This window comes from Amycolatopsis taiwanensis DSM 45107, from assembly GCF_000519205.1.
In the GTDB taxonomy this organism is placed as follows: domain Bacteria; phylum Actinomycetota; class Actinomycetes; order Mycobacteriales; family Pseudonocardiaceae; genus Amycolatopsis_E; species Amycolatopsis_E taiwanensis.
This window is the reverse complement of record NZ_JAFB01000019.1, coordinates 128808-150914: the sequence shown is the minus strand read 5'-3', so window position 1 is coordinate 150914 and position 22107 is coordinate 128808. Positions and strand designations below refer to the sequence as shown.

The 22107-nt window shown below is 69.8% G+C and carries 26 protein-coding genes; 16 read left to right on the top strand and 10 right to left on the bottom strand.

What is annotated here, in order from left to right; all coding sequences use genetic code 11:
• Positions 1–41 precede the first annotated feature (41 nt).
• Together nadC and A3CU_RS0116620 are read left to right on the top strand one after the other, a co-directional pair.
• Positions 42–920, top strand: coding sequence for a carboxylating nicotinate-nucleotide diphosphorylase (nadC, locus tag A3CU_RS0116625; RefSeq protein ID WP_425388253.1), 879 nt, complete (start codon positions 42–44; stop codon positions 918–920).
• A 345-nt stretch (positions 921–1265) separates the two neighbouring features.
• Positions 1266–2567, top strand: a complete 1302-nt coding sequence (locus tag A3CU_RS0116620; RefSeq protein WP_027943266.1) for a sensor histidine kinase — start codon at positions 1266–1268, stop codon at positions 2565–2567.
• A gap of 15 nt (positions 2568–2582) precedes the next feature.
• Here the strand turns inward: A3CU_RS0116620 and A3CU_RS55630 are convergent, their stop codons facing one another.
• On the bottom strand, positions 2583–2837 hold the full coding sequence (locus A3CU_RS55630) for an SAM-dependent methyltransferase (protein WP_043841332.1): 255 nt from the start codon (positions 2835–2837) through the stop codon (positions 2583–2585).
• A gap of 6 nt (positions 2838–2843) precedes the next feature.
• Here A3CU_RS55630 and A3CU_RS45055 point away from each other — a divergent pair, with 6 nt between their 5' ends.
• Positions 2844–3767 (top strand): hypothetical protein, encoded by a 924-nt coding sequence (locus A3CU_RS45055; RefSeq protein ID WP_052371782.1) that lies wholly within the window; start codon positions 2844–2846, stop codon positions 3765–3767.
• 4 nt (positions 3768–3771) lie between these two features.
• Here A3CU_RS45055 and A3CU_RS0116605 read toward each other — a convergent pair whose 3' ends face one another.
• Both A3CU_RS0116605 and A3CU_RS0116600 read right to left on the bottom strand, forming a co-directional pair.
• Positions 3772–4866 (bottom strand): dihydrofolate reductase family protein, encoded by a 1095-nt coding sequence (locus tag A3CU_RS0116605; protein ID WP_027943265.1) that lies wholly within the window; start codon positions 4864–4866, stop codon positions 3772–3774.
• Positions 4867–4903: 37 nt separating this feature from the next.
• On the bottom strand, positions 4904–5920 hold the full coding sequence (locus A3CU_RS0116600) for a type VII secretion protein EccE (RefSeq protein WP_027943264.1): 1017 nt from the start codon (positions 5918–5920) through the stop codon (positions 4904–4906).
• Between the two features lie 75 nt (positions 5921–5995).
• Here A3CU_RS0116600 and A3CU_RS0116595 point away from each other — a divergent pair, with 75 nt between their 5' ends.
• Positions 5996–6601, top strand: coding sequence for a LuxR C-terminal-related transcriptional regulator (locus tag A3CU_RS0116595; protein ID WP_027943263.1), 606 nt, complete (start codon positions 5996–5998; stop codon positions 6599–6601).
• Positions 6602–6611: 10 nt separating this feature from the next.
• Here the strand turns inward: A3CU_RS0116595 and A3CU_RS0116590 are convergent, their stop codons facing one another.
• Positions 6612–7319 carry a GNAT family N-acetyltransferase gene (locus tag A3CU_RS0116590; protein ID WP_027943262.1) on the bottom strand — a complete coding sequence of 236 codons (708 nt, stop codon included), beginning with the start codon at positions 7317–7319 and terminating at the stop codon, positions 6612–6614.
• Positions 7320–7503: 184 nt separating this feature from the next.
• On the opposite strand from A3CU_RS0116590, the gene A3CU_RS0116585 reads away from it, so the two are divergent.
• Genes A3CU_RS0116585 through A3CU_RS0116575 form a run of 3 tightly spaced genes read left to right on the top strand, consistent with a single transcriptional unit; the run spans position 7504 to position 9763 of the window.
• Positions 7504–7896 carry a GntR family transcriptional regulator gene (locus A3CU_RS0116585; protein ID WP_245617122.1) on the top strand — a complete coding sequence of 131 codons (393 nt, stop codon included), beginning with the start codon at positions 7504–7506 and terminating at the stop codon, positions 7894–7896.
• The gene (locus A3CU_RS0116580) at positions 7893–8774 is read left to right on the top strand and encodes an ABC transporter ATP-binding protein (protein ID WP_027943260.1); all 882 of its coding nucleotides are present in this window, start codon (positions 7893–7895) and stop codon (positions 8772–8774) included. The genes A3CU_RS0116585 and A3CU_RS0116580 overlap by 4 nt, the downstream gene beginning before the upstream one ends.
• A complete protein-coding gene (locus tag A3CU_RS0116575; RefSeq protein WP_027943259.1) occupies positions 8771–9763 on the top strand; it encodes an ABC transporter permease subunit in 993 nt (330 codons plus the stop codon). The genes A3CU_RS0116580 and A3CU_RS0116575 overlap by 4 nt, the downstream gene beginning before the upstream one ends.
• A gap of 50 nt (positions 9764–9813) precedes the next feature.
• Here A3CU_RS0116575 and A3CU_RS0116570 read toward each other — a convergent pair whose 3' ends face one another.
• Positions 9814–10479: a TetR/AcrR family transcriptional regulator gene (locus tag A3CU_RS0116570; protein ID WP_027943258.1), complete on the bottom strand. Its 666-nt coding sequence runs from the start codon at positions 10477–10479 to the stop codon at positions 9814–9816.
• A gap of 121 nt (positions 10480–10600) precedes the next feature.
• On the opposite strand from A3CU_RS0116570, the gene A3CU_RS0116565 reads away from it, so the two are divergent.
• Both A3CU_RS0116565 and A3CU_RS0116560 read left to right on the top strand, forming a co-directional pair.
• Entirely contained in the window at positions 10601–11248 is a 648-nt protein-coding gene (locus A3CU_RS0116565) for a CatB-related O-acetyltransferase (protein WP_027943257.1), read from the top strand.
• A gap of 56 nt (positions 11249–11304) precedes the next feature.
• Positions 11305–12576, top strand: coding sequence for an erythromycin esterase family protein (locus A3CU_RS0116560; RefSeq protein WP_027943256.1), 1272 nt, complete (start codon positions 11305–11307; stop codon positions 12574–12576).
• 43 nt (positions 12577–12619) lie between these two features.
• Here A3CU_RS0116560 and A3CU_RS0116555 read toward each other — a convergent pair whose 3' ends face one another.
• Positions 12620–13279 (bottom strand): VC0807 family protein, encoded by a 660-nt coding sequence (locus A3CU_RS0116555; protein ID WP_043841329.1) that lies wholly within the window; start codon positions 13277–13279, stop codon positions 12620–12622.
• 223 nt (positions 13280–13502) lie between these two features.
• On the opposite strand from A3CU_RS0116555, the gene A3CU_RS45050 reads away from it, so the two are divergent.
• Positions 13503–14441 carry a DMT family transporter gene (locus A3CU_RS45050; protein WP_052371780.1) on the top strand — a complete coding sequence of 313 codons (939 nt, stop codon included), beginning with the start codon at positions 13503–13505 and terminating at the stop codon, positions 14439–14441.
• Here A3CU_RS45050 and A3CU_RS0116545 read toward each other — a convergent pair.
• A complete protein-coding gene (locus A3CU_RS0116545) occupies positions 14407–15204 on the bottom strand; it encodes a carbon-nitrogen hydrolase family protein (RefSeq protein ID WP_027943254.1) in 798 nt (265 codons plus the stop codon). The two genes, A3CU_RS45050 and A3CU_RS0116545, sit on opposite strands and share 35 nt — an antisense overlap.
• 48 nt (positions 15205–15252) lie before the next feature.
• Here A3CU_RS0116545 and hisD point away from each other — a divergent pair, with 48 nt between their 5' ends.
• The 4 genes from hisD (at position 15253) to A3CU_RS53505 (ending at position 18515) form a co-directional block, all read left to right on the top strand.
• Positions 15253–16578 (top strand): histidinol dehydrogenase, encoded by a 1326-nt coding sequence (gene hisD / locus A3CU_RS0116540; protein WP_027943253.1) that lies wholly within the window; start codon positions 15253–15255, stop codon positions 16576–16578.
• Positions 16575–17669, top strand: a complete 1095-nt coding sequence (locus tag A3CU_RS0116535; protein ID WP_027943252.1) for a histidinol-phosphate transaminase — start codon at positions 16575–16577, stop codon at positions 17667–17669. The genes hisD and A3CU_RS0116535 overlap by 4 nt, the downstream gene beginning before the upstream one ends.
• Positions 17666–18292 carry an imidazoleglycerol-phosphate dehydratase HisB gene (hisB, locus tag A3CU_RS0116530; RefSeq protein ID WP_027943251.1) on the top strand — a complete coding sequence of 209 codons (627 nt, stop codon included), beginning with the start codon at positions 17666–17668 and terminating at the stop codon, positions 18290–18292. The genes A3CU_RS0116535 and hisB overlap by 4 nt, the downstream gene beginning before the upstream one ends.
• A gap of 64 nt (positions 18293–18356) precedes the next feature.
• Entirely contained in the window at positions 18357–18515 is a 159-nt protein-coding gene (locus tag A3CU_RS53505) for a hypothetical protein (protein WP_169739641.1), read from the top strand.
• A gap of 47 nt (positions 18516–18562) precedes the next feature.
• On the opposite strand, the gene A3CU_RS0116520 is transcribed toward A3CU_RS53505, so the two are convergent.
• Genes A3CU_RS0116520 through A3CU_RS45045 form a run of 3 tightly spaced genes read right to left on the bottom strand, consistent with a single transcriptional unit; the run spans position 18563 to position 19905 of the window.
• On the bottom strand, positions 18563–18997 hold the full coding sequence (locus tag A3CU_RS0116520; RefSeq protein ID WP_027943250.1) for a GNAT family N-acetyltransferase: 435 nt from the start codon (positions 18995–18997) through the stop codon (positions 18563–18565).
• A gap of 4 nt (positions 18998–19001) precedes the next feature.
• Entirely contained in the window at positions 19002–19463 is a 462-nt protein-coding gene (gene soxR / locus A3CU_RS0116515) for a redox-sensitive transcriptional activator SoxR (protein ID WP_027943249.1), read from the bottom strand.
• Positions 19464–19500: 37 nt separating this feature from the next.
• Positions 19501–19905: a hypothetical protein gene (locus A3CU_RS45045; RefSeq protein ID WP_156960394.1), complete on the bottom strand. Its 405-nt coding sequence runs from the start codon at positions 19903–19905 to the stop codon at positions 19501–19503.
• Between the two features lie 68 nt (positions 19906–19973).
• Between A3CU_RS45045 and hisH the strand changes: the two genes are divergently transcribed.
• Both hisH and priA read left to right on the top strand, forming a co-directional pair.
• Positions 19974–20603, top strand: a complete 630-nt coding sequence (hisH, locus tag A3CU_RS0116505; RefSeq protein ID WP_156960393.1) for an imidazole glycerol phosphate synthase subunit HisH — start codon at positions 19974–19976, stop codon at positions 20601–20603.
• A 336-nt stretch (positions 20604–20939) separates the two neighbouring features.
• Entirely contained in the window at positions 20940–21674 is a 735-nt protein-coding gene (gene priA, locus A3CU_RS0116500) for a bifunctional 1-(5-phosphoribosyl)-5-((5-phosphoribosylamino)methylideneamino)imidazole-4-carboxamide isomerase/phosphoribosylanthranilate isomerase PriA (protein WP_027943247.1), read from the top strand.
• Positions 21675–22107 lie beyond the last annotated feature (433 nt).

Sequence of the window (22107 nt, the reverse complement as noted above, 5' to 3'; positions counted from 1 at the left end):
CGCTCAGGTGGCCGAGTCCGACAAGACACAGGGAGGGCCGCATGAGTAGATGGGAGCGCGGCATGAACCACGAAGCTCTTGATCCCGAGGACGTCCGGCGGGTGGTCGACACCGCACTCGCCGAAGATCTCCGGTACGGCCCGGACGCCACCACCGGCGCGACGGTGCCCGAGGCGGCGACCGCGCTCGCCGAGATCACTCCGCGGGCCGCCGGCACGATCGCCGGGATCCCGGTGGCGGTGGCGGTGTTCGACGCGGTGCTCGGCGGGGACTACGAGATTCTCGGCGCGCGAAAGGACGGTGCGCGGCTGGTGGCGGGCGAACCGGCACTGGTGCTGCGCGGCCCGGTGCGCGGGCTGCTCACCGCCGAGCGGACCGCGTTGAACCTGCTCTGCCACCTGTCCGGCGTCGCGACCGCGACCGCCGCCTGGGTGTCCGAAGTGGACGGTACCGGATGCGCGATCCGGGACACTCGCAAGACGTTGCCGGGCCTGCGACGCCTGCAGAAGTACGCGGTGCGGTGCGGGGGCGGGGTGAACCACCGGCTGGGACTCGGCGACGCGGTGCTGATCAAGGACAACCACGTGATGGCCGCGGGGTCGATCACCGGTGCGCTGCGGGCGGCGCGGGAGCATGCGGCCGGGTTGCCGTGCGAGGTGGAGGTGGACGACCTCGACCAGTTCGAGGAGGCGCTTGCGGCCGGTGCCGACGAGGTGCTGCTGGACAACTTCACCGTGTCGGACTGCGCGCGGGCGGTGCGGTTGCGGGACGACCGGTCGCCGAAGACCCGGCTGGAGGCCTCCGGCGGGCTCCGGCTGGACGTGGCCCGCGCCTACGCCGAAACCGGGGTCGACTACCTGGCCGTCGGCGCGCTCACGCACTCCGCGCAGGCCCTGGACCTGGGTCTGGACCTGCACTGACCCGACTGGGTTCTCTTTTGATGACCGTCCTATCCGATCTTGGTGTGACACTGCGGGACACGTTATGCCGATCGGGGTAATTCGGCCGCTCTTCCCGTCTTTGTCGCGAAAGCTCGACACCGCTGACCGGCCCCGCCGGAGCAAGTCACTACCGGCAACAACCAACCAGACAACCATGAACACCACGATCCAGGACTGGATGACTAGGCTGTCCGGCAGCGCGCGGTCGGATTTGCGTGGCCAGGCCGTGGCCCGCGAACACGAGCCTTCGGCCCGGCGCGCGGACGCTCACCGATGGGGATTTTCGAAACGCGGACGGGAGAGGGAACAGGGGAGAGCGTGCTGATGCGGGAACCGAGCTTCCTGGGCGCGCTGCTGCGGCGAGGCGCCTCAGTGGTGGCTGTGACGCCCCAGGAACTGCCGCCGGAGGCCAGCGATCCGGAACCGTTGCCCGCGTTGCGCCGGCTGGGCGCGCTCGCCTCGACCGACGCGGGTGCGCAGCCGGACCCGTTGCTGATCCGGGCCACCCGGTACGCGGTGCTGCTCCCACTGTCCAGCCGCGTGTTCGTGCTGGCGGTGATCTGGCTGTGGTTCGTCATCAGTTTCGGCACGGGCGCTTCCCTGCTCGTCACCGCGATCGCCTGGATCGGCATCCTGACCAGCCTGGTCAGCGTGATCTGGGTGCTGCGCGTGCCGGATCGCAGCGGCCGCTTCACCAGGGCGCTCCTGGCCGCCGACGCGGTGTTCGCGTTCGGGGCATGCGTCGTGGCCTGCCTCGGCGTGCCGCCCGCGCTGTACTGGCCGGCCGGGTGGGTCACGTTCGTCTACCTCACCGGCGCCGTGGCACTGTGGACGATTGTGCACGGGGTGCCGGCCGGCCTGGCGCTCGCGCTGCTCGGCATCGCGACCCAGGTCGTCACGTTGTGGGCCGGGCACCCGTCCCAGTCCTCGCCGATGACCGTCGCGGACGCGGTGGCCTGGGCCGGGATGCTGATGGCGCTGATCCTGGCGGTCCTGGCGCTGGTGCTGATCGGCCTGGGCACCCGGCTGGCGTTCGCGGTCGGCATCCGGCTGGGCCAGACCACCGAGCGTGCGCGCAGCGAGCGGATGCTGCACGACACCGTTTTGCAGGCGCTGGAAGCGATCGCGATGAGCGGCGCGGGCGACGACATCGACCCGCGTGGGCAGCTCCTGCGCGTCCGGCACGCCGCGCGTGCCCAGGCGACCGAGTTGCGCCGCGGGCTCGGGGCCGAGCAGGCTCCGGACGGGCTGGCCGCGGAACTCGCCGCGCTGGCCGTGGAAATGGCACGCGACGGCCTGCGCGCCGAACTCGCGATCTCCGACATGGGGGACGACCGGCTGTCGGAGGTCCGGCGGGTCGCCGTCCGGGACGCGGCGCGCGAAGCGTTGCGCAACACCATCAAGCACTCCGGGACGAAGGAAGTCGTGGTGCGCATGGAAGAGCGCGACGGCGGTGTCGCGGTGATCACGCGCGACCACGGCGCCGGTTACGACGAGAACGCCCGGCCCGCCGGGTTCGGCGTCAGCGAGTCGATGAAGGCACGGCTGACCGAGGTCGGCGGCTGGTGCCGGATCGAGTCCTGGCCCGGCCGCGGCACGCGCGTCACCCTCTGGGTCCCCCGGTGACAGTCCAGACGTGAATCAGCGCGCCGGCTTGCGCGCAACACCAGCGAGCATCTTGCTGCGGGCCGGGTTCGCGTCGCTCTCGTTGTCGCTTCCGCGGTACCCCGGGTGCCCCTGTGATACCCACACCACGCCGGGGGCCACCAAGTCGAAGTCCCCGAAGAAGGCCGACACCTCTGCTTTGGTGCGAAACACCACGGGTTGGCTGGCGTTGCGGTAGGCCGGGGTAGGGCGCGTCCGCGCCGGAGGATCGTCGGTAGGCGTCCATAGCATCACGCTGTGCCTTCATTCCTACACGAAGCGTTAATAGCGCTGTTTCAGAACCGGCCGTCGCTGGCCGCCGAGCTGTTGTCCGGTCCCTTCGACATGGATCTGCCGGACTATCGGGTCGCCCGGCTGGAGTCGGGTGATCTCACTGATGTGAACCCCACCGAGTACCGGGCCGATGCCGTGGTGGCGCTCGGCCGGTCCGCGGCGGCGGAACTCGCGGTGGTGGTCGAGGTCCAGCTGGGTCGCGACGCGGGCAAACGGTGGAGTTGGCCGGTCTATCTGGCGACGCTGCGTGCCCGGCTGCGCTGCCCGGCCGTGCTGCTCGTGGTCTGCGCCGATAGCGCGACCGCGGCCTGGTGCGCCACACCGGTGGACTTGGGGCATCCCGGGTGGGTCCTCGCGCCGCTGGTGCTGAGCCCGGATCGGGTGCCGATCGTCACCGATGTGGAGCAGGCCACCGGCAGTCCGGAGCTGGCTGTGCTCTCGGCCATCGCGCATAGCACACATCCGGACCAGGACAAGATCTTTCACGCCCTTCTCGCCGCGTTGCAACACTCCGACGCGGAACACGCTTCCCAGTATCATGATTTTGTGCTAGCAACGCTTCCCGCGGCGGCACGTAAGCACTTGGAGGACCTGATGTCGACCGGCACCTACGAGTACAAGAGCGAGTTCGTCCGCAAGTACATCCACCAAGGCCGCGCCGAGGGTGAGGCCAAGGGTGAGGCCAAGGCGGTCCTCGCCGTGCTCGAGTCCCGGGGGATCGAAGTACCTGAGCAGGTCCGGGAACGCATCAGTGGCTGCACCGACCTCGACCAGTTGGAAGGCTGGATCCACCGTGTCGCCACCGTGAACTCCGTCGACGAACTGTTCAACCAGGCGGCCCGGGGGTGTCAGCCCCAACAGGGGCGGGCTGACGCCGCTTCGACGTGATCACCTAAACGAGGTGGGCGTTGGCGTGGCGGACCAGCGGGGCGAGTTCGGGTAGTTCGACCACTTCGCGGCCGGCGGCACGCAACTGTTCGGCGCCTTCGGCGTGGACGAACACGTCCGGCTCCCGCCACGCGAACACCACGCGCGGGATGCCCGCCCGCAGGATGTGCTGCGTGCAGCTGAGCTCGCGGGAAGCCCGGCTGCTGCACGGTTCCAGCGAGCTGTAGAGGGTGGCGCGGGCCAGCCGGGGATCGCCGGGAGCCAGCTTGGCCAGCGCGGCCTCCTCGGCGTGGTCGTGTGGATCCGTCTCCCCGGAGTAGCCGGTGGCGAGCACCCGGTTCTCTTCGTCGGTAACGATCGCGCCGACGCGGAAGGTCGGCGATGGCGGGCTGCTCTCGGCGAGTTCGGCCGCTTCGCGAAGGCGCGTGAAATCTCGCGCTGCCTGGCCGATCAGGTACCGGAGCAGGACGACGTCACCCAACTGCCTGGTTTCGGCCAGCAGCATGGGGTTCGCGGGGTTCTGCGGAAACCTTCCCGGGCCGACCAGCCGGGGTGCTCCGGCGTCGCCGACGAAGAACGGCGCGAAGACGATTTGGAGCTCGTCGACGACTCCGGCGGTGAGGAACATCGTGTGGATCCGGCCACCGCCCTCGACCATCAGCCGCCGGATGCCGCGGTCGGCGAGATCGGCGAGAACGGCGTCCAGGCCGGCGGCTTCGACCACGGTGGCGACGGCGCCGAGACGCTCGGAAACCGCGGCGGCGTCATTGGTATAGATCAGTTTCTCGGTTTCGCCGGCGGTGAAGAACGCCGCCTCCGGGTCCAGGCCGCCGGTGCCGGTGAGCGTCACCTTGACGGGGTCCGGGGGGAGGTCGCGATCGATCCGGGCCTGCCGGCGTTTCTCGTCACGGATGAGCAGCCGTGGGTTGTCCGCGCGGATCGTGTTGGCGCCGACCAGGATCGCGTCGACACCGGCACGTACCTCGTCGACCCGGTCGAAGTCCTCGTCGTTGGACAGGACCAGGCGATGACTCGACGCGTCGTCGAGGAAGCCGTCGACGGACACGGCGGCGGAGAGCAGGACGTAGGGGCGGCGCATGCCGCCAGTCTCGCACCGAGCCGGAACCGCTGACGAGCTATCTGGGTAGTGCGAGCGGCAAGGTCCGGCGGACACCGGACGCCTGGCGGCCGTAGAGCGGGAACACGGTTACGTCCACCTCGCGGGCCCGCGGCGCGAACCGCGGGGTCTGGCGCTTCACCAGGCGGATTGTCAGCTCTTCCTGCAACTTTCCGGAATCCGTGCGCCAAAGCGTGTACGAGCTCACCGTGACCGACGCGGTGGGTGACCGGGCGGCCAGCGTGCACTCCGGGTCCGGCCTGCCCCGCGCGGCGAAGCTGGCTTGTGTGGTGCCGCCCGCCGACCACCAACTCCAGCCGTCGGTCGCTGACGGGCCCGCGACGTGCGCGCCGAGAGCGGCCCGGAGTTCGGTGGCCAGCTCGCCCACCTCCAGCAGGTGTCCGCACTGCCCGGACTCGGCGAGCGTGGCGAGCAGCGCCTGCGCTGCTCGCGTGGTGGCCCGCAGCTCACCGGCTTCGCCCCCGCCCCGCACCACCGCGGCCAGCGGCGCCTGGCCGGGCCGGTAGCGCACGGCGAGCAGGTGGACTCGCTCGGCGCCGTCGCTCCGGATGACCAGCTGGGCGCCGGCCAGCGGGATCTCGTCCTCCGCGCAGGCCACGCGCAACGCGGCGAGCAGCGTGCGGACCGGAGGGTCGCCGCTCATGCGGATGACGGCGCTCCAGCCGTCGCCGACTCCCGCGACGCCGAACTGGTTGCCCGTCCGGTCCACGTCCTGGCGCAGCCGGAAGTCGTGCGCGAGTGCGCGCAACGGGTCCACGCCGGTCGCATGGGCGCGGTGTTGCAGCAGGCGGTAGGAGATCCACGTGAACACCCAGCCGAACGGGCGCCGGCCCGCGACCCGGACCGAGGCGGTTCCGCCGAGCAGCGCCGCCACACCAGCGACGGCGATCCGCGCCAGCCGGTCGCACCAGTGGAGGCTCAGCGGGATCGCGGCCACCTCCCAGGCCGCGATCTGGGCGAAACCACCCGGCAGCGGCGAAGCGAGCCGGTTCGGTGGGCACCGTCGTGGGCGCAATCTCCCTCCTTCCGTTGAATAATAAACTTCCGGGCAAGGCCTTTCCCGCCGGGAAACTGCCCACAGGAGGCGAAGATGATCCGCGCTGGGGTGATCGAGGACCATCCGCTTTACCGGGCTGCCGTAGCCCGGGTGCTCAGTGACGCCGACGACATCGACCTCGGCCCGGTCTCCGACTCGGTCCCGGGCTTCGCGGTTGCGGGCGAGCCCGCCGGGTGCGTGGTGGTGCTGGACCTGAAACTGCGCGGGGTCACCGACGCGGCGGCCGTGCACAAGGTCGTCAGCATGGGGCACAAGGTGCTCGTCGTTTCGGCGCACGCCGGCCAGGAGGAGGTGCTCGGCGCGATCTCGGCCGGCGCCCGCGGTTACCTGTCCAAGGCCGCGGACGGCGAGGACATCCTGCACGCGGTCCGCGAGATCGCGGCCGGGAACACCTACGTTTCCCCGACGCTGGCGTCGTTCCTGCTGAACTCCGCGCGCGGTGTGCGAAGCCTGCTGTCCGAACGGGAACGCCAGGTGCTCTCGCTGCTCGCGGCCGGGGAACGGGACGCCGACATCGCCGAGGCCATGGCGATCAGTGTCCGGACCGTGCGCTCCTACCTGGAACGGATCCGGGACAAGACCGGCCGCCGCCGTCGTCCGGAACTGACTCGCCTGGCCATCGAGGAAGGCATCACCTGAGCACGCTGTTTCACCGTGCTTTCCAGAGCCAGCCCAGCGGGGTGAGACCGAGCGTACGCGCGACCGACTGGGATGCGTGGTTGTCGGCGCTGGTGCTGTAGAAGAGCACGGCCCTGTTGCGCCGCTCCAGCCGGGACCAGGCCGAGACCACGGCCGGGGCGATGCGCTTGCCGCGGAAGTCGGGGCGGGTCCAGATGCCCGCCTCCGCGGCGGCGGCGTTCGACGCGGGAGTGTGACAGATCGACACCGGTTCATTGCCGGACACGGCCATTGCCCACTCACCGAAACGACCGTCGATCAGTTCCTGCCACTCGCCGGGCTCCCAGTTGCCGGGCCGGATCAGCTGCCGAGCGGCGTCCCGGCCGTCGATGGTCGAGACGATGATGGGCAGCGGGGCCGGGCCGGGGTCGGTGAGCCGCTCGGGGAAGACGAACGACGGGCCGCCCTCGATCGACACCGTCCGGTCGTCGAAGGACGCGGCCAAGTGGTGAAGTGCGTCAGGCCGTTGGCCGGGGCGGTAGGCCTGGTCCATACCATCGACGGGGCCGCCAAGCTCGAGCCCGGGCGCCAGCGCGAGGAGACGCGCTCGCGGGGACCAAGCCCATACCGCCAGCAGCGATGGATCTTTCAGGGTTGGTTCGGAGCTTTCCGGGCCCGGCGACAGGCCGAAGATCGCGTCGACTTCCAAGGCCAGCAGTCGCCCTTCATCCCAACTCACCCGCCAGAGACTAGAGCCTGCATTGGAGTGGCTTGCGTGGCGGTGCAAGCGGACGGCCCACAGCAAGCGGCTCCGCCGCTTTGAAAGATCACCTGGCGCCCAACCTCGTCGCGGCCGGGGTCGTGCTGGCGCCGCCATTCTGGCATAGCTATAGTACTAGCTAACTAGATAAATGGAGGTGCTGGTGATTGAGTTCCACCTGGACGGCAGATCCGGCCTTTCGCCGTATCAACAGCTGGTCCAGCAGGTACGGCACGCGCTGCGCCTGGGGGTGCTGCAGCAGGGTGACCAGCTCCCGAAGGTCAAGGACGTGGTCGCCGATCTCGCGATCAACCCGAACACGGTGCTCAAGGCCTACCGGGAGTTGGAGCACGACGGGCTCGTCGCGGCCAGGCCCGGGGTGGGGACGTTCGTGACGGCGACGCTCGGCGGCAACTCCTTCGCCGTGCTCGGGCCGTTGCGGCGGGACCTGCGGCGCTGGCTGGCCAAGGCCCGCAAGGCCGGCCTCGACGAGGAGAGCATCGAGGCCCTGTTGATGTCGACGTTTCGCGAATCCGAACGAGAGGAAATAGCGTGACCGTGCTGCGTGCCCGGGGACTGGGCAAGAAGTACAAGCGCAGATGGGCGTTGGCCGACTGCACGCTCGAAATCGGGGGCGGGCACGTGACCGGCCTCGTCGGACCGAACGGCGCGGGCAAGTCGACGCTGCTGAACATCGCGTCCGGCATGCTCGAACCGACCACGGGCACGATCGAGGTGTGCGGCGGGACGCCGGGCAGCGGCGCGGCCCAGCTGGCCAAGGTCGGCTACGTCGCGCAGAACACGCCCGTCTACGGCGGGCTGACCGTCGAAGACCACCTGCATCTGGGCGCCCGGCTGAACCCGCGCTGGGACGACGACCTGGCCCGCAAACGCATCGAGCGGATCGGGCTGGACCCGAAGCAGCACGCCGGCAAGCTTTCCGGCGGCCAGCGCGCCCAGCTCGCGCTCACCATCGGCATCGCCAAGCGGCCGGAACTGCTGCTGCTCGACGAGCCGGTCGCCGCGCTCGACCCGCTCGCGCGCCGGGAGTTCCTGGCCGACCTCATGGAGGCGGTCGCCGAGCACGGGCTGTCCGTCGTGATGTCTTCGCACCTCGTCGCCGACCTGGAACGGGTCTGTGACCACCTGATCGTGCTGGTGGACTCGCAGGTGCGGATCGCCGGCGACATCGACGATCTGCTCGCCACCCACCACCGGCTGACCGGGCCGCGCCGGGAGCTGGACACGCTGCCCTCCGATCAGCACGTCATTTCCGCGCGCCACACCGATCGGCAGACCACCGTGCTGGTCCGCACCGAGGCGCCGATTCTCGACCCCGCGTGGACCGTCAGCGGGCTCACGCTCGAAGACGTCGTCCTGGAGTACATGACCAACCCGGTCACCGCCCGTCCCGCATTGGAGGTTCTGCGATGACCTGGTTGACCTGGCGCCAGTTCCGGGTGTCCGCGCTTACCGTTTTCGCCGGCCTGGTGGCGGTCGGTGTGCTGCTGGGGATCACCGGACCACAGCTGGTCGGACGGACCGACTTCTCCGATTCGGACTTCCTTTACGTCGGCACGAGCCTCCTGATGTATCTGCTGCCGGCGATCGTCGGCGTGTTCTGGGGTGTGCCACTGGTCACGCGTGAGCTGGAGAGCGGCACGCACAGCCTGGTGTGGAACCAGACGATCACGCGCAAGCGGTGGCTCGCGACGAAGCTCGGGGCCGGTGTGCTGGGCGCGATGATCGCGGCCGGCCTGCTGAGCCTGGCGGTCACCTGGTGGGCCAGCCCCATCGACGCGCTGGCGAACCAGTCCACGGACCGGTCGATGCTGAACTGGATGTCGCCGGTGGTGTTCGCCGCGCGCGGCATCGTGCCCATCGGCTACGCGGCGTTCGCGTTCGTCCTCGGTGTCGCGGTCGGGATCGTGTTGCGCCGCACCGTGGCCGCGATGGCGGTGACCCTCGTCCTGTTCGCCGCCGTGCAGCTGGCCGTCCCGCTCCTGGTCCGTCCGCACATCCTGCCCGCGGTGAACGAAACGGTCGCGATCACTGCACCGAACATCACCGGGATCAGAGGGGACGCTCAGGGGCTCGAGTCGATCTCGGTCCGCAAACCCGCCGGTGCGTGGGAGCTGGCGAACGAGACCGTGGATCCCGCGGGAAACACGGTCTCGCGACTGCCCGACTTCGTGCAGGGCTGTATGCCGCGTCCGGGCCAGGGCGCCCCGTCGCAGGTACCGGATATCGATTCCATCGAAAAATGCGTGGAACAGCTGGGTGAGCGTGGTTACCAGCAGCATCTGGCCTACCAGCCGGGCTTCCGTTTCTGGCCCTTGCAGTGGACCGAACTCGGGTTCTTCGTCGCGCTGTCGGCACTGCTCACCTGGTTCTGCTTCCGGCGACTCCGGCACGTGGCGTGATGGCCACGGTGACCGGTTCGGCGCCGAGGATGTTCCGCGCGGGGGTCCGGTCAGGTGCCGCCAACTGATGGGGGCTCGGCTGATGGGGGCTCCGCGAACGCTCCGGCGGACGCGGCGAGAGCGGCGGTTCTGGCCGCGTGGCCGGGTAGGTGCGGGTCGGGCGGTATCCGGAGAAGTACCAGCTGGTGGTACACCGGCGCGGTGGCGGCGATGAGTAGCCGCCGCGCGTCAGTGTCCGGCAGGAGCTCGCCGCGCCGGATCGCCCGGCTGACGATGATCTCGCACTGGGCGTAGCGGTCCTGGAAAAGCCGCTGTTGGGCGCAGCTGGCTTTTTCGGAGCGGAATGAAGCGGCGATCAGGGCGGTGACGATCGGCGGCTGCGCGGTCAGCGCTGCCTGGATCTCATGGTTCAGTGCTGCCAGGTCGTCGCTCAACGAGCCGGTGTCCGGGGGTTGCCAGTCGTCCTCGCCCGCCGCATCGAGGACATCGGCGAGCAAGCCGCCGACGTCCCCCCAACGCCGGTACACGGTTGCGCGATGCACGCCCGCGCGCGCGGCGACTGACTCCATGGTGAGCCCGTCATAACCGCGCTCTCCAAGCTCCGCGCGGACCGCGCCGAGTACCTGCGCACGAATACGTGCGGTACGGCCACCGGGGCGGCGCTGGGTCGCCTGTGCCGGCCGGGCGTCCTCGGATCGTGGCGCTGAGGCATTCATCACTGGTTATCCGGTTCGTCGGTGGACGGCGTTGTGTTAGCTTTTAATGTAACAATTGTCGCGTTAGTGGCGCTGAACCCACCCACGTTTCGCCCGGCATCTGGGAAGGAAGTAGTTCTTCATGCCCGCTGTTCCCGCCGACCCGACCGTGGTGCATCCGATGCCAGGGCAGCCGCGGGTGGTGCTGCTGAAGCCGCTGGTCACCTCGCCGCTGATCGAGGTCGGGGAGTTCTCCTACTACGACGATCCGGATGATCCGACCGCGTTCGAGACCCGCAATGTGCTGTACCACTACGGGCCGGAGAAACTGATCATCGGGAAGTTCTGCGCGTTGGGGGAGGGTGTGCGGTTCATCATGAACGGCGCCAACCACCGTATGGATGGCCCCTCGACGTTCCCGTTCCCGATCATGGGTGGTTCCTGGGCCGAGCACTTCGACCTCATCACCGGTCTGCCCGGACGGGGTGACACCGTGGTGGGCAACGATGTCTGGCTCGGTTACCGGACCATGGTGATGCCCGGCGTCCGGATCGGTGACGGAGCGATCGTTGCTTCCGGTTCCGTCGTCGTCGACGACGTCCCCGACTACGGCATTGTCGGCGGCAACCCGGCCAAGCTGATCCGTCGCCGCTACAGCGATGCCGAGATCGACCGCCTGCTGGACGTGGCCTGGTGGGACTGGCCGCTGGAGCACATCACCGAACACATCCGCACGATCTCTTCGGGCAGCATCGACGACCTGGAGAACGCCGCGCCCGCGCCCCGGTGATCCACTCCCGTTCCAGGATTTCGCAGTACCAGTACTTGGAGAAACGAGTCATTAGCATGCCTGATACCTCCGGCCAGAATTCGTTCGCCGGCTGGCTTGGAGACCACGCCGTCCCGCTCACCCACCTCGACCCGGCGGCGCCGCTCGATGACCTCGAACCTCTGCGCGGCATCGTCGGCGACGCACGCGTCGTCGCGATCGGCGAGAGTTCCCACTTCATCAACGAGTTCTCCCTCATGCGCCAGCGCATCCTGCGGTTCCTGGTCGAACGCTGTGGTTTCACCGTCCTGGCCTTCGAATACGGCTTCAGCGAAGGCTTCCCCCTTGACGCCTGGGCTCAGGGCGAGGGCACCGACGATGACCTGGCAACCCACCTCGCCGCGACGATCCCCGTGGGAATCGATGAGCCGCTGCGCTGGATGCGCCGGCACAACGCCACGGCCGCGAAGCCGGTGCGGTTCGCCGGGATCGACATCCCGGCGGCCGGTGGGTCCTTGCTTCCCGCCCTGTCCCCGGTCGCCGACTACCTGCGCCGGATCGATCCGGAAACCGTACCGGCGGCCGAGGCGGCAATGCGGATCGCCGAATCGTTCGCCGGTGCCTCGGCGGCCTCGGCCGCACCGGCCTGGACCCGGTTGACCACCGCGGAACAGGACGCCCTCAGCGCGATCCTGACGCGCCTGCTCATCCGGTTCCGCGCTGTCGAGTCGCTGTATGTCTCCCGTAGTGACCAACGCAGCTATGACATCGCCCTACGTCGCCTCGAAGGCGCCTGCTACGGGAACCACCACTTCCGCTCCATGGCCGAGCTTTACGCCGGAACCGGACTAACCGCCGACACCTCGGCCCGTGATCTCTACCTGGCCGAGTCGGTCCGGTGGCAGCTGGAGCGGCTGGGACCCGAGACCCGGATCGTGCTGGCCGCCCACAACGCCCACATTCAGAAGGCATCGATCTCCTTCAACGGGCACCTCACGGGGCTGCCCATGGGGCAGTACCTGCACAACGCAATCGGCGATAAGTACTTCGCCCTCGGCCTGTCAAGCCCTACCGGGCACACCGCCGACATGCGCCCCGACGAGAACGCGCGCTTCGGCTTCGCCGTCGACAACACCGCACTACAACCACCCGAGCCGGGAAGCATCGAAGCCGCCTTCACCGATGCCGATCTCGGGCTCAGCATCGCCGATCTTCGCCCGGCGCGCACCGAGGCTTCAGTCGGCCCCGACCGCATCCGGATACAAAGCGCCTACTTGCACACGCCCGTCCTCGACGCGTTCGACGGCATTCTCAACACCCCGACCTCAACCGTGGCCGACAACGTGTGAGAGCCCTGAGCCCCGCACAGAACAGGCGTGGGCGGGGGGGGGATCAGGAGGCGGTGGCCGCCGCGGGACCCATCCGCAGGACGATTCCCTCGCCGCGCAGCGCCCGGCGGAACCACAGCAGCGACACGATGATGGCGAGACCGACGACGGTCCACGAACCGGCGGTCGAAACCATCAGAAAGTCACCCACGGTCGCCTTGGCGAGCATCCACAGCGTGGTGGCGCCATTGGTGATGAACACCAACGCCCAGAACAGGGACAGCCGCCGGAAGATCCGGAGCACGCGGGGATGCTCACGGAAGGCGGCCGGGAACGCGCAGAAGTCGTCGGCCAGCTTGGCGATGAACGGGCGGCCGAACGGCAGCGAACCGACCAGCACGGCGGCGACGAGGAAGTTCTGCAGGGTCGGCTGCAGGAAGTACAGGAACACGCTGCCCGTCATCAGGCCCAGCACGGTGCGGCCGACGAGTAAACCGGTGGTGAGCACCAGCACCGCGGGGATCGGCTTGCGCAGCACGGCCCTGCGCACCAGCGCCAACATCGACCAGGACAGGGCGGCGATCAGTCCGCCGTTGAAGCCGACGGTGATCAGCAGCAGGTAGAACAGGCCCAGCGGAACGATCGTCGATTCGAGCAGGTGCTGGGCGCCCTGTTTGATCAGTGAGCTGAAGTTGGGCAGGTGCACGGTGAGGTGAGGTGGCATAGGCCTGGTTGTCTCTTTCGGGGCGGAGGCATCCTCGGCGGAGTTGGCTCAATGTACCCGGCCGGGTTGTGAAATCCACATCGGCTGGGCCTGGTCGGCGGATCCGTCCGTTACGTCGGGGTCGTCACGGGCCGGTCGCCGGTGTGTGGCGGTCAGCACGTCTTCGCTCATATCCGGAAGACGCGCGAGACACCATCACGTTGCACGGTACAGGAGGTGAGGGATGGCCGAGAGCTGGGCAAATCTGGCGGTGGCGGTGCCTGCCGCGATCGTGGGGGCGGGTTTCATGGGGTTGGCCAGCGCGGCACAGGCGAGGGCGACCAAACAGGTGCCGCTGGAAAGGACCTTGCATCCCAGGTTACTGCTGGATCTGGCGCGCCGTCCGCTTTGGCTGGTCGGCATCGGGGCGACGGTGGCCGGTCTCGGTCTGCAACTGGTGTCGCTCGGCTTCGGGCCACTGATCCTCGTGCAGCCGCTGCTGGTGACGGCGCTGCCGTTCGCGAGCGTGTTCGCGGCCTGGTTCGCTCACCGCAGGCCCGACGGTCTGGTCCTGCTCGGCACGCTGGTCTGCATCGCCGGGCTGTCCGGGTTCCTGATGCTGGCGCGGCCCAGCGACGGCACCGCCCAGCTGCCGCCCGCGGGTGAGGTGGTGCTGCTCACGGTCGTGCTCGGCCTGGTCGCGCTGGGCGGTCTCGGCTGGTCCTGGCTGGTCGCCGGGCCGACCCGGGTGCTCGGCCTGGCACTGGCCACCGGTGTGTTGTACGGCGTCACCGCCGGGCTGATGAAGCTGGTCGCCGACGACCTGCGTGCCGGCTGGCTGGCCACGTTCACCGACTGGCCGCTGTACGTGGTGTGCGTGATCGGGCCGATCGGCTTCCTGTTGTCGCAGAACACTTTCCAGCAGGGACAGTTGATCGCCCCGGCGCTGGCCGTGATCACCACCGTCGACCCGCTGGTGGGCGTGGTGATCGGGGTGTGGTGGATGGGCGAGTCGGTTTCCACCGGGGCGGCGGTGCTTTCGGGTGAACTGATCGCCGCGGTCACGATGATCGCCGGTATCGCGATGCTCTCGTGGCGGAACAGCCATCCCGCGCCAGGTCAGCCGGCCGAACAGGTGCCGGCGCCGCTCAACCCAGCCGTCGGTTCGCCAGCGCCCCGGTAGCGGTGCGCGCCCGTTCCGTCACCGCCGGGTCCACTTCGACCACGACCAGGTCCGGTCCGGGGCCGAGTTGTGCGTGCACGCGGCCGAAGCCGTCGGCAACGGTCGAGTAGCCGATCCCGGTCGGTGCCTTCGGGTTGACCTCGACACCGGTCGCGACGGGATCGGCCTGCCCGCAGCCGAGCACCCAGCATCCGGAGTCGAGTGCGCGGGCCCGCACCAGCACCTCCCACTGCTCGCGCTTGCCCTCGCCCGCGCCCCAGGAGGTCGGCACCACCACGGCCGCCGCGCCCCGGTCGGCCAGCGCGCGGAACAGTTCGGGGAAGCGGATGTCGTAGCAGGTGGCGAGGCCGAGCGTGATGCCGTCGACGGCCAGCGTGACCGGTTCGTCGCCGGGTGCCACGGTGTCCGACTCGCGGAAGCCGAACGCGTCATAGAGGTGGATCTTGTGGTACCCCAGGTGCCGGCCGAGCCCGGTGACCAGCAGCGTGTTGCGCACCCGGCCGTCCTCGGCCGGGGTGAACATCCCGGCCACCACGAGGACTTCGTGCTCGTCGGCGATCGCGGCCACCCCCTTCGCCCAGGGGCCTTCCAGCGGCTCGGCAAGCGGCTTGAGCGGCCCGCCGAAGCGGGCCATCGCCGCTTCCGGGAAGACCACCACCCGCGCGCCCCCGGCCGCGGCCCTGGCCACGCCATGCCGGATGGCCTCCAGATTCTCGGCGGGAATGTCGCTGGATGTGAGCTGGCACAAGGCGATCGACAGCACGGACACCTCCCTGGTCGCCGGGCGGCTCCCGGCTCGTACCCTGGAGCCATGTTAAGCCGCATCGACCTGCGTGGACGGGTCCCGTCAGCCGCCGAACTGCGCGCCACGCTGCCGCGCGCCGAGATCGACGTGGACGAGGCCGTGCATCAGGTGCGGCCGGTGGTGGAGGCGGTGCGAGACCGCGGCGTCGACGCGGTGCTGGACTACACCGAGAAGTTCGACCGGGTGCGCCCGGCCACCGTCCGGGTGCCGGCCGCGGCGCTGGCCCGGGCACTGTCCGAGCTGGACGCAGGGGTGCACGCGGCACTCGACGAATCCATCGCCCGGGCCCGGAAAGTGCACGCGGACCAGCGGCGCACCGACGTCACCACCACGGTGACCGAGGGCGGCACGGTGACCGAGCGCTGGGTGCCGGTCGAGCGGGTCGGCCTGTACGCGCCGGGCGGCCTGGCCGTCTACCCGTCGAGCGTGGTGATGAACGTCGTCCCGGCGCAGGCCGCCGGGGTGGGCTCGCTGGTGCTGTGCTCGCCGCCGCAGGCCGAGTTCGACGGCCTCCCGCACCCGACCGTCCTCGCGGCGGCCGCGCTGCTCGACGTGGAGGAGGTGTGGGCGGTCGGCGGCGCGCTCGCGGTCGCGCTGCTCGCTTATGGCGGCACGGACACCGACGGCGCGGAACTCGCCCCGGTGGACCTGGTCACCGGTCCGGGCAACATCTTCCTGACCGCGGCGAAGCGCATGCTGCGCGGCCTGATCGGCATCGACGCCGAGGCCGGGCCGACCGAGATCGCGATTCTCGCCGACGAGACGGCCGATCCCGCGCACGTGGCCGCGGACCTGATCAGCCAGGCCGAGCACGACACCCTGGCCGCGAGCGTCCTGGTCACCACCTCCGAAGAGCTGGCCGACGCGGTCGACGCCGAGCTGGCCACCCGGGTGGCCGCGACCAAGCACACCGAGCGGGTCGGCCAGGCCTTGCGCGGCCGCCAGTCCGGCACCATCTTGGTGTCCACAGTGGACGACGGGCTGCGCGTGGTGGACGCCTACGCCGCCGAGCACCTGGAGATCCAGACGAAGGACGCGAGCGCCGTCGCGGCCCGGGTACGCAACGCGGGCGCGGTGTTCGTCGGCCCGTACGCGCCGGTGTCTCTGGGTGACTACTGCGCCGGGTCGAACCACGTCCTGCCGACCGGTGGGTTCGCGCGGCACTCGTCGGGCCTTTCCGTGCAGAGCTTCCTGCGCGGCATCCACGTGATCGAATACCGGCGCGAGGCGTTGCGCGAGGTCGCCGGCCAGGTGGTCGCACTGGCCAACGCCGAGGACCTGCCGGCGCACGGCGAAGCCGTGACGGCGCGGTTCCCGGAGGGCGCCCGGTGATCGAGGACGTGACGCTCGACGACCTGCCGTTGCGCGAAGACCTGCGGGGTCGCAGCCCCTACGGCGCCCCGCAACTGGACGTGCCCGTTCGGCTCAACACCAACGAGAATCCGTACCCGCCGCCGCGAGAACTGGTCGACGACGTGGCCGGGGCGGTCCGCGAGGCGGCCGCCCGGCTGCACCGCTACCCCGACCGCGACGCGATCGAGTTACGGAAGGGCCTCGCCGCCTACCTTTCGGCGTCGACCGGCGTCCCGCTGTCCGAGCGGAACGTGTGGGCCGCCAACGGCTCGAACGAGATCCTGCAACAGATCCTGCAGGCCTTCGGCGGGCCGGGCCGGACCGCACTCGGCTTCGAGCCGTCGTACTCGATGCACCCGATCATCGCGGCCGGTACCCGCACCGAATGGGCGCCGGCGCCGCGCCGCGCGGACTTCACCCTCGACACGCCGCGGGCGGCGGAGATCGTCGCCGAGCGCCGGCCGGATGTCGTGTTCGTGACCAGCCCGAACAACCCCACCGGCGGGTCGATCCCGTTGGCGGAGCTGGAACTCGTGCTACGCGCCGCACCCGGCATCGTGGTGGTCGACGAGGCGTATGCCGAGTTCTCGTCCCAGCCGAGCGCGACCCGGCTGCTCGGCGACCACCCCGCGAAGCTGATCGTCTCGCGCACGATGAGCAAGGCGTTCGCGTTCGCCGGTGGCCGGCTCGGTTACCTCGCGGCCGCCCCCGCGGTGGTCGACGCGCTCCAGCTGGTCCGGCTGCCCTACCACCTTTCGCTGCTCACGCAGGCCGCCGCGTCCGCCGCGCTGCGGCACGCCGACGCCACGCTGGCCACGGTGGCGAAGCTGGCCGCGGAACGCGACCGGGTGGCCGAAGGCCTGCTCGGACTGGGCTTCACCCCGGTGCCCAGCGACGCGAACTTCATCCTGTTCGGCACCTTCGGTGACACCCGGGCGAGCTGGCAGTCCTATTTGGACAACGGGGTGCTGATCCGTGACGTCGGCGTCGAAGGGCATCTGCGGGTGACCATCGGCACCCCGGAGGAGAACGACGCGTTCCTGGTGGCGAGCAAGGAGATTCCTCGATGAGCGGCACAGTGTCCGGCCCAACGACGACGCGGGTGGGCAAGGTTTCCCGGACCACCAAGGAGTCCTCGATCTCGGTCGTGCTCGACCTGGACGGCACCGGCGAGGTGGAGATCTCCACCGGTGTGCCGTTCTTCGACCACATGCTGACCTCGTTCGGCGTGCACGCGTCCCTGGACCTCGCGGTGACGGCCACCGGCGACGTGCACATCGACGCGCACCACACCGTCGAGGACACCGCCATCGTGCTGGGCCAGGCGATCCGCCAGGCCCTCGGCGACAAGAAGGGCATCCGCCGCTTCGGCGACGCGTGGATCCCGATGGACGAGACGCTCGCGCACGCGGCCATCGACGTGTCGGGGCGGCCGTACTGCGTGCACCTGGGCGAGCCGCCGGAGTTCACGACGTTCACGATCGGCGGGAACTATCCCTTCGTGCTGAACCGGCACGTGTTCGACTCGCTGTCCTTCCACGCCCAGATCGCGCTGCACGTCCGGGTGCTGCACGGCCGCGACCCGCACCACATGGCCGAGGCCCAGTACAAGGCGGTCGCGCGAGCGCTGCGCGCCGCCACCGAGCCCGACCCTCGTGCGGGCGGCATCCCGTCCACAAAGGGCGTGCTGTAGCGCGATCCCTCGCGGTGCTTGGTAGGTTGCCCTCATCACGTCGGCCGAGCGGAAGACGAACATCGTGAGCAAGGAAACAATCGGCATAATCCTGCTGGCCGTGGCGGGCTTCCTGATCGGTGGCGTCTACAGCCTCTGGAAGACCGCCAAGTTCATGGCCACCGTGCTCGGCATCGGCGCACTGCTGGCCATCGGCGGCGCCGTCGCGTGGTTCATGGGCTAGAGACTGATTCCAAGTGGCTTGCGTGGCGGTGGGCGTAGCGGCACCGTTCAGTCCGGGGGCAGCGGCAGCTTCATCACCGTCGCCGTCTCCTCGAAGCCGAACCTGCGGTAAAAGTCGTGGGCGCGGCGCGTCGGCACGGTGAGTTCCACCGCGCCCGCCGTGCGTGCCCGCGCGATGACCGCCTCCACCAGCCGGCGGCCGGCACCCCGCCCGCGGTGCGCCTCGTCCACCACCAGCTCGTGCAGCTCGCTCACCGGCCCGTTCGCGTACAGCACCGGGAACCGCCGCGTCAGGGCGTAACCGATGACCGTGCCCCCGTCCTCGGCGACGAGAAGATCGGCGCTGTCATAGGTCATGGCGGACAGGAGCAGCTCGAAGCTCTGGTCGAACGCGGACCGTTGCGGCCGGTAACTCATGGCGAGCTGCCCAAGCAACCCGAATACCGCGTCGGCGTCGGCGAGCTGCGCATACCTGATCCGCACCCGGCTACGCGCCACCCTCCGCCGCCGGCTTGAGCACGGGGGAGCCGGGTCCGAACCGGGCCAGCCTGTCGTCGGGGTTGTGCAACCCGCAATGCCGCAGCGACAGGCAGCCGCAGCCCACACAGCTGGTCAACCGGTCACGCAACCGTTGCAGCGCGTCGATCCTCGCGTCGAGTTCGCTCTGCCAGCCGCGGGACAGCCGCGCCCAGTCCGCCTTGGTCGGGGCGTGATCCCTGGGCAGGGTCGCCAGCGCCGCGCTGATCTCCTCGAGACTGAGCCCCACCCGCTGCGCGGCGCGGATGAAGGCGATCCGGCGCAGCACCGAGCGGTGATAGCGTCGCTGGTTGCCGCTGGAGCGCTCCGCATGGATGAGCCCTCGGTCTTCGTAGAACCGCAACGCGGTGTGAGGCACCCCGCTGCGTTCCGCGACCTGACCGATGCTCAGGTGGTCGGCAAGCTTGGTCACGTCATCAGGCTAACCGTGACTTCGACCTAAGTCGAGGTTAACGACGGTCCTGTGGCGGCACGTAGTCCACTGTGGACAGTACGCGGGGCAGCACGCGGCTCAGCCCCGCGGATGTCACCATCAGGTCCTCGGCCGCGGCGGCGGCCTGGGCCAGCTCCGCCAGGACGCTCCGGCGGGCGGGCAGGGCGAGGTCGTTCTCCGCATGGGCCAGCACCGGCGAGGCGCGCAGCTCGTCCAGGACCCGGGTGAGTGCCCCGGCGGCGCAGCTTATGCCGGTGAGTAGCCGGTTGATTTCGGCCGGGCGCAGCGGTTCCGCGTCGAATCGGTTCAGCTCGTCGGCCAGCTCGTCGGACAGGCGGGCAATCTTGCGTGCGGGCGCCGATCTCTCGGCGTAATCCGGTTTGCCCGCCCGCAACACTCGCATTTCTTCCTGCCTCGCCATCAGCCTGGTATTCCCTGGTCGCGGTGGGTTCAAACCGGACTCGTGGCGGCATTCCCTAGACTGTGGGCGTGACTCGCGTCGTGATTCTTGATTACGGTTCCGGGAACCTTCGCTCCGCTGAGCGAGCGGTGCGTCGGGTCGGCGCGGACGTCGAGGTGACGTCGGACCGGCGCGCGGCACTGGCCGCGGACGGCTTGGTCGTGCCCGGGGTCGGCGCGTTCGCGGCGTGCATGGCGGGTCTGCTGGCGGCCGGCGGCGACAAGATCATCAGCACCCGTCTGGCCGGTGGGCGGCCCGTGCTGGGCATCTGCGTCGGCATGCAGATCCTGTTCGAGCGCGGCGTCGAGCACGGGGTGGAGGCCAAGGGCACCGGGGAGTGGCCGGGCACCGTCGAGCGCCTGCACGCCGAAATCGTCCCGCACATGGGGTGGAACACGGTGCGTGCGCCGGCTGATTCGCAACTGTTCGCGGGGCTCGACGCGGACACCCGGTTCTACTTCGTGCACTCCTACGCGGCCCGGAAGTGGGAACTCGACTCGGGCCTTCCCGGCTGCCAGCCCAAGGTCACCTGGGCACACCACGGCGAGGACTTCGTGGCCGCCGCCGAGAACGGCCCGCTGTGGGCCACGCAGTTCCACCCCGAGAAGTCCGGGGACGCCGGCGCCCACCTGCTGGAGAACTGGCTGCGAACGCTGTGACCCAGCCCGCCACAGTGTTGTCGGAACGTGTTCGGGCAGACAGGCCGTGACTTCTTCTCGTGGGCTGCCGGTTGACCACGGGGGCGGCCTGCCTGCCGCCCACGTGAGGGGGTCTGGGGGCGTGCCCCCAGTTGGGGGGTGTGGGGCGGAGCCCCCGCAAGACACAGCGGTCTGGGGGGGCGTGCCCTCAGTCGGGGTGTGAGGGCGGAGCCCCGCAAGACAGAGCGGTCTGGGGGCGTGCCCCCAGTCGGGGGTGTGAGGCCCCGCAAGACACCGTTGTGATGGGGCAGCAAGCATGTGCATCTCGCGTTCTGAACAACCATCTATAGTTGGCGCGTGAGTTTCACCCTTCTTCCCGCCGTCGACGTGGCCGACGGCCAGGCCGTCCGGCTCGTCCAGGGCGCGGCCGGTACCGAGACCTCCTATGGCGACCCGCTGGACGCCGCGCTCGCCTGGCAGCGCGACGGTGCACAGTGGATACACCTGGTCGACCTCGACGCCGCCTTCGGCAAGGGCTCGAACCGGGAACTCCTCGCCGACGTCGTCGGCAAGCTGGACGTGCAGGTGGAGCTGTCCGGCGGGATCCGCGACGACGAGTCGCTCGAGGCCGCGCTGTCCACCGGTGCCCGCCGGGTCAATCTCGGCACGGCGGCGCTGGAAGATCCACAATGGACCGCCAAGGCCATCGCGGCCCATGGCGACCGGGTGGCGATCGGCCTCGACGTGCGGATCACCGGCGAGGGGCACCGGCTCGCGGCGCGCGGCTGGACACGGGACGGTGGCGACCTGTGGGAGGTCCTCGAACGCCTCGACCGCGACGGCGCCGCGCGGTACGTGGTCACCGACGTGAGCAAGGACGGCACCCTCAAGGGCCCGAACCTCGACCTGCTCAGCGAGGTCGCCGCGCGCACCGACGCCCCGGTGGTCGCCTCCGGCGGGGTGTCGAGTTTGGACGATCTCCGCGCACTGGCCGGGCTGGCCCGCGACGGCGTCGAAGGCGCCATCGTCGGCAAGGCGCTCTACGCCGGCGCCTTCACCCTCCCCGAGGCCCTGACTGCCGTCGCCGGCTGAATCCCGCGTGTCCCCGGCTCAGGCGTCCGAGTTCTCGCTCGAGGCGTCCGAGTTCCGGCTTCGGCGGCGCGAGTTCTGACTTGGGGCGTTCGAGTTCGGGCTTGAAAGGCATGAGTTCCGGCTTGGGGCGTCTGAGTTCGGGCTTCGGGGGCGTGAGTTCTGGCTTGGGGCGTTCGAGTTCGGGCTTCGGGGGCGCGAGTTCCGGCTTGGGGCGTCTGAGTTCGGGCTTCGGGGGCGCGAGTTCTGACTTGGCGTATCCGAGTTTCCGGTTGCGGTCGGTTCTTCCCCCTTGCGCAACGCCGAATAGGCACTCCCGTCACCGAACCGGGAATTCGGGCGCTTGAGGCGGGAACACGGCGGCCTGAAGCCGGAACTCGCGGGCCTGAAGCCGGAACTCGGGGGCCTGAAGCCGGAACTCGGGGGCCTGAAGCCG

Excerpts from the sequence above, each read along its gene's own strand:
- nadC (WP_425388253.1), top strand. The coding sequence starts at position 42 with ATGAGTAGATGGGAGCGCGGCATGAACCACGAAGCTCTTGATCCCGAG.
- A3CU_RS0116620 (WP_027943266.1), top strand. The coding sequence starts at position 1,266 with ATGCGGGAACCGAGCTTCCTGGGCGCGCTGCTGCGGCGAGGCGCCTCA.
- A3CU_RS55630 (WP_043841332.1), bottom strand. The coding sequence starts at position 2,837 with ATGCTATGGACGCCTACCGACGATCCTCCGGCGCGGACGCGCCCTACC.
- A3CU_RS0116605 (WP_027943265.1), bottom strand. The coding sequence starts at position 4,866 with ATGCGCCGCCCCTACGTCCTGCTCTCCGCCGCCGTGTCCGTCGACGGC.
- A3CU_RS0116595 (WP_027943263.1), top strand. The coding sequence starts at position 5,996 with ATGATCCGCGCTGGGGTGATCGAGGACCATCCGCTTTACCGGGCTGCC.
- A3CU_RS0116575 (WP_027943259.1), top strand. The coding sequence starts at position 8,771 with ATGACCTGGTTGACCTGGCGCCAGTTCCGGGTGTCCGCGCTTACCGTT.
- A3CU_RS0116570 (WP_027943258.1), bottom strand. The coding sequence starts at position 10,479 with ATGAATGCCTCAGCGCCACGATCCGAGGACGCCCGGCCGGCACAGGCG.
- A3CU_RS0116565 (WP_027943257.1), top strand. The coding sequence starts at position 10,601 with ATGCCCGCTGTTCCCGCCGACCCGACCGTGGTGCATCCGATGCCAGGG.
- A3CU_RS0116560 (WP_027943256.1), top strand. The coding sequence starts at position 11,305 with ATGCCTGATACCTCCGGCCAGAATTCGTTCGCCGGCTGGCTTGGAGAC.
- A3CU_RS0116555 (WP_043841329.1), bottom strand. The coding sequence starts at position 13,279 with ATGCCACCTCACCTCACCGTGCACCTGCCCAACTTCAGCTCACTGATC.
- A3CU_RS45050 (WP_052371780.1), top strand. The coding sequence starts at position 13,503 with ATGGCCGAGAGCTGGGCAAATCTGGCGGTGGCGGTGCCTGCCGCGATC.
- hisD (WP_027943253.1), top strand. The coding sequence starts at position 15,253 with ATGTTAAGCCGCATCGACCTGCGTGGACGGGTCCCGTCAGCCGCCGAA.
- hisB (WP_027943251.1), top strand. The coding sequence starts at position 17,666 with ATGAGCGGCACAGTGTCCGGCCCAACGACGACGCGGGTGGGCAAGGTT.
- A3CU_RS45045 (WP_156960394.1), bottom strand. The coding sequence starts at position 19,905 with ATGGCGAGGCAGGAAGAAATGCGAGTGTTGCGGGCGGGCAAACCGGAT.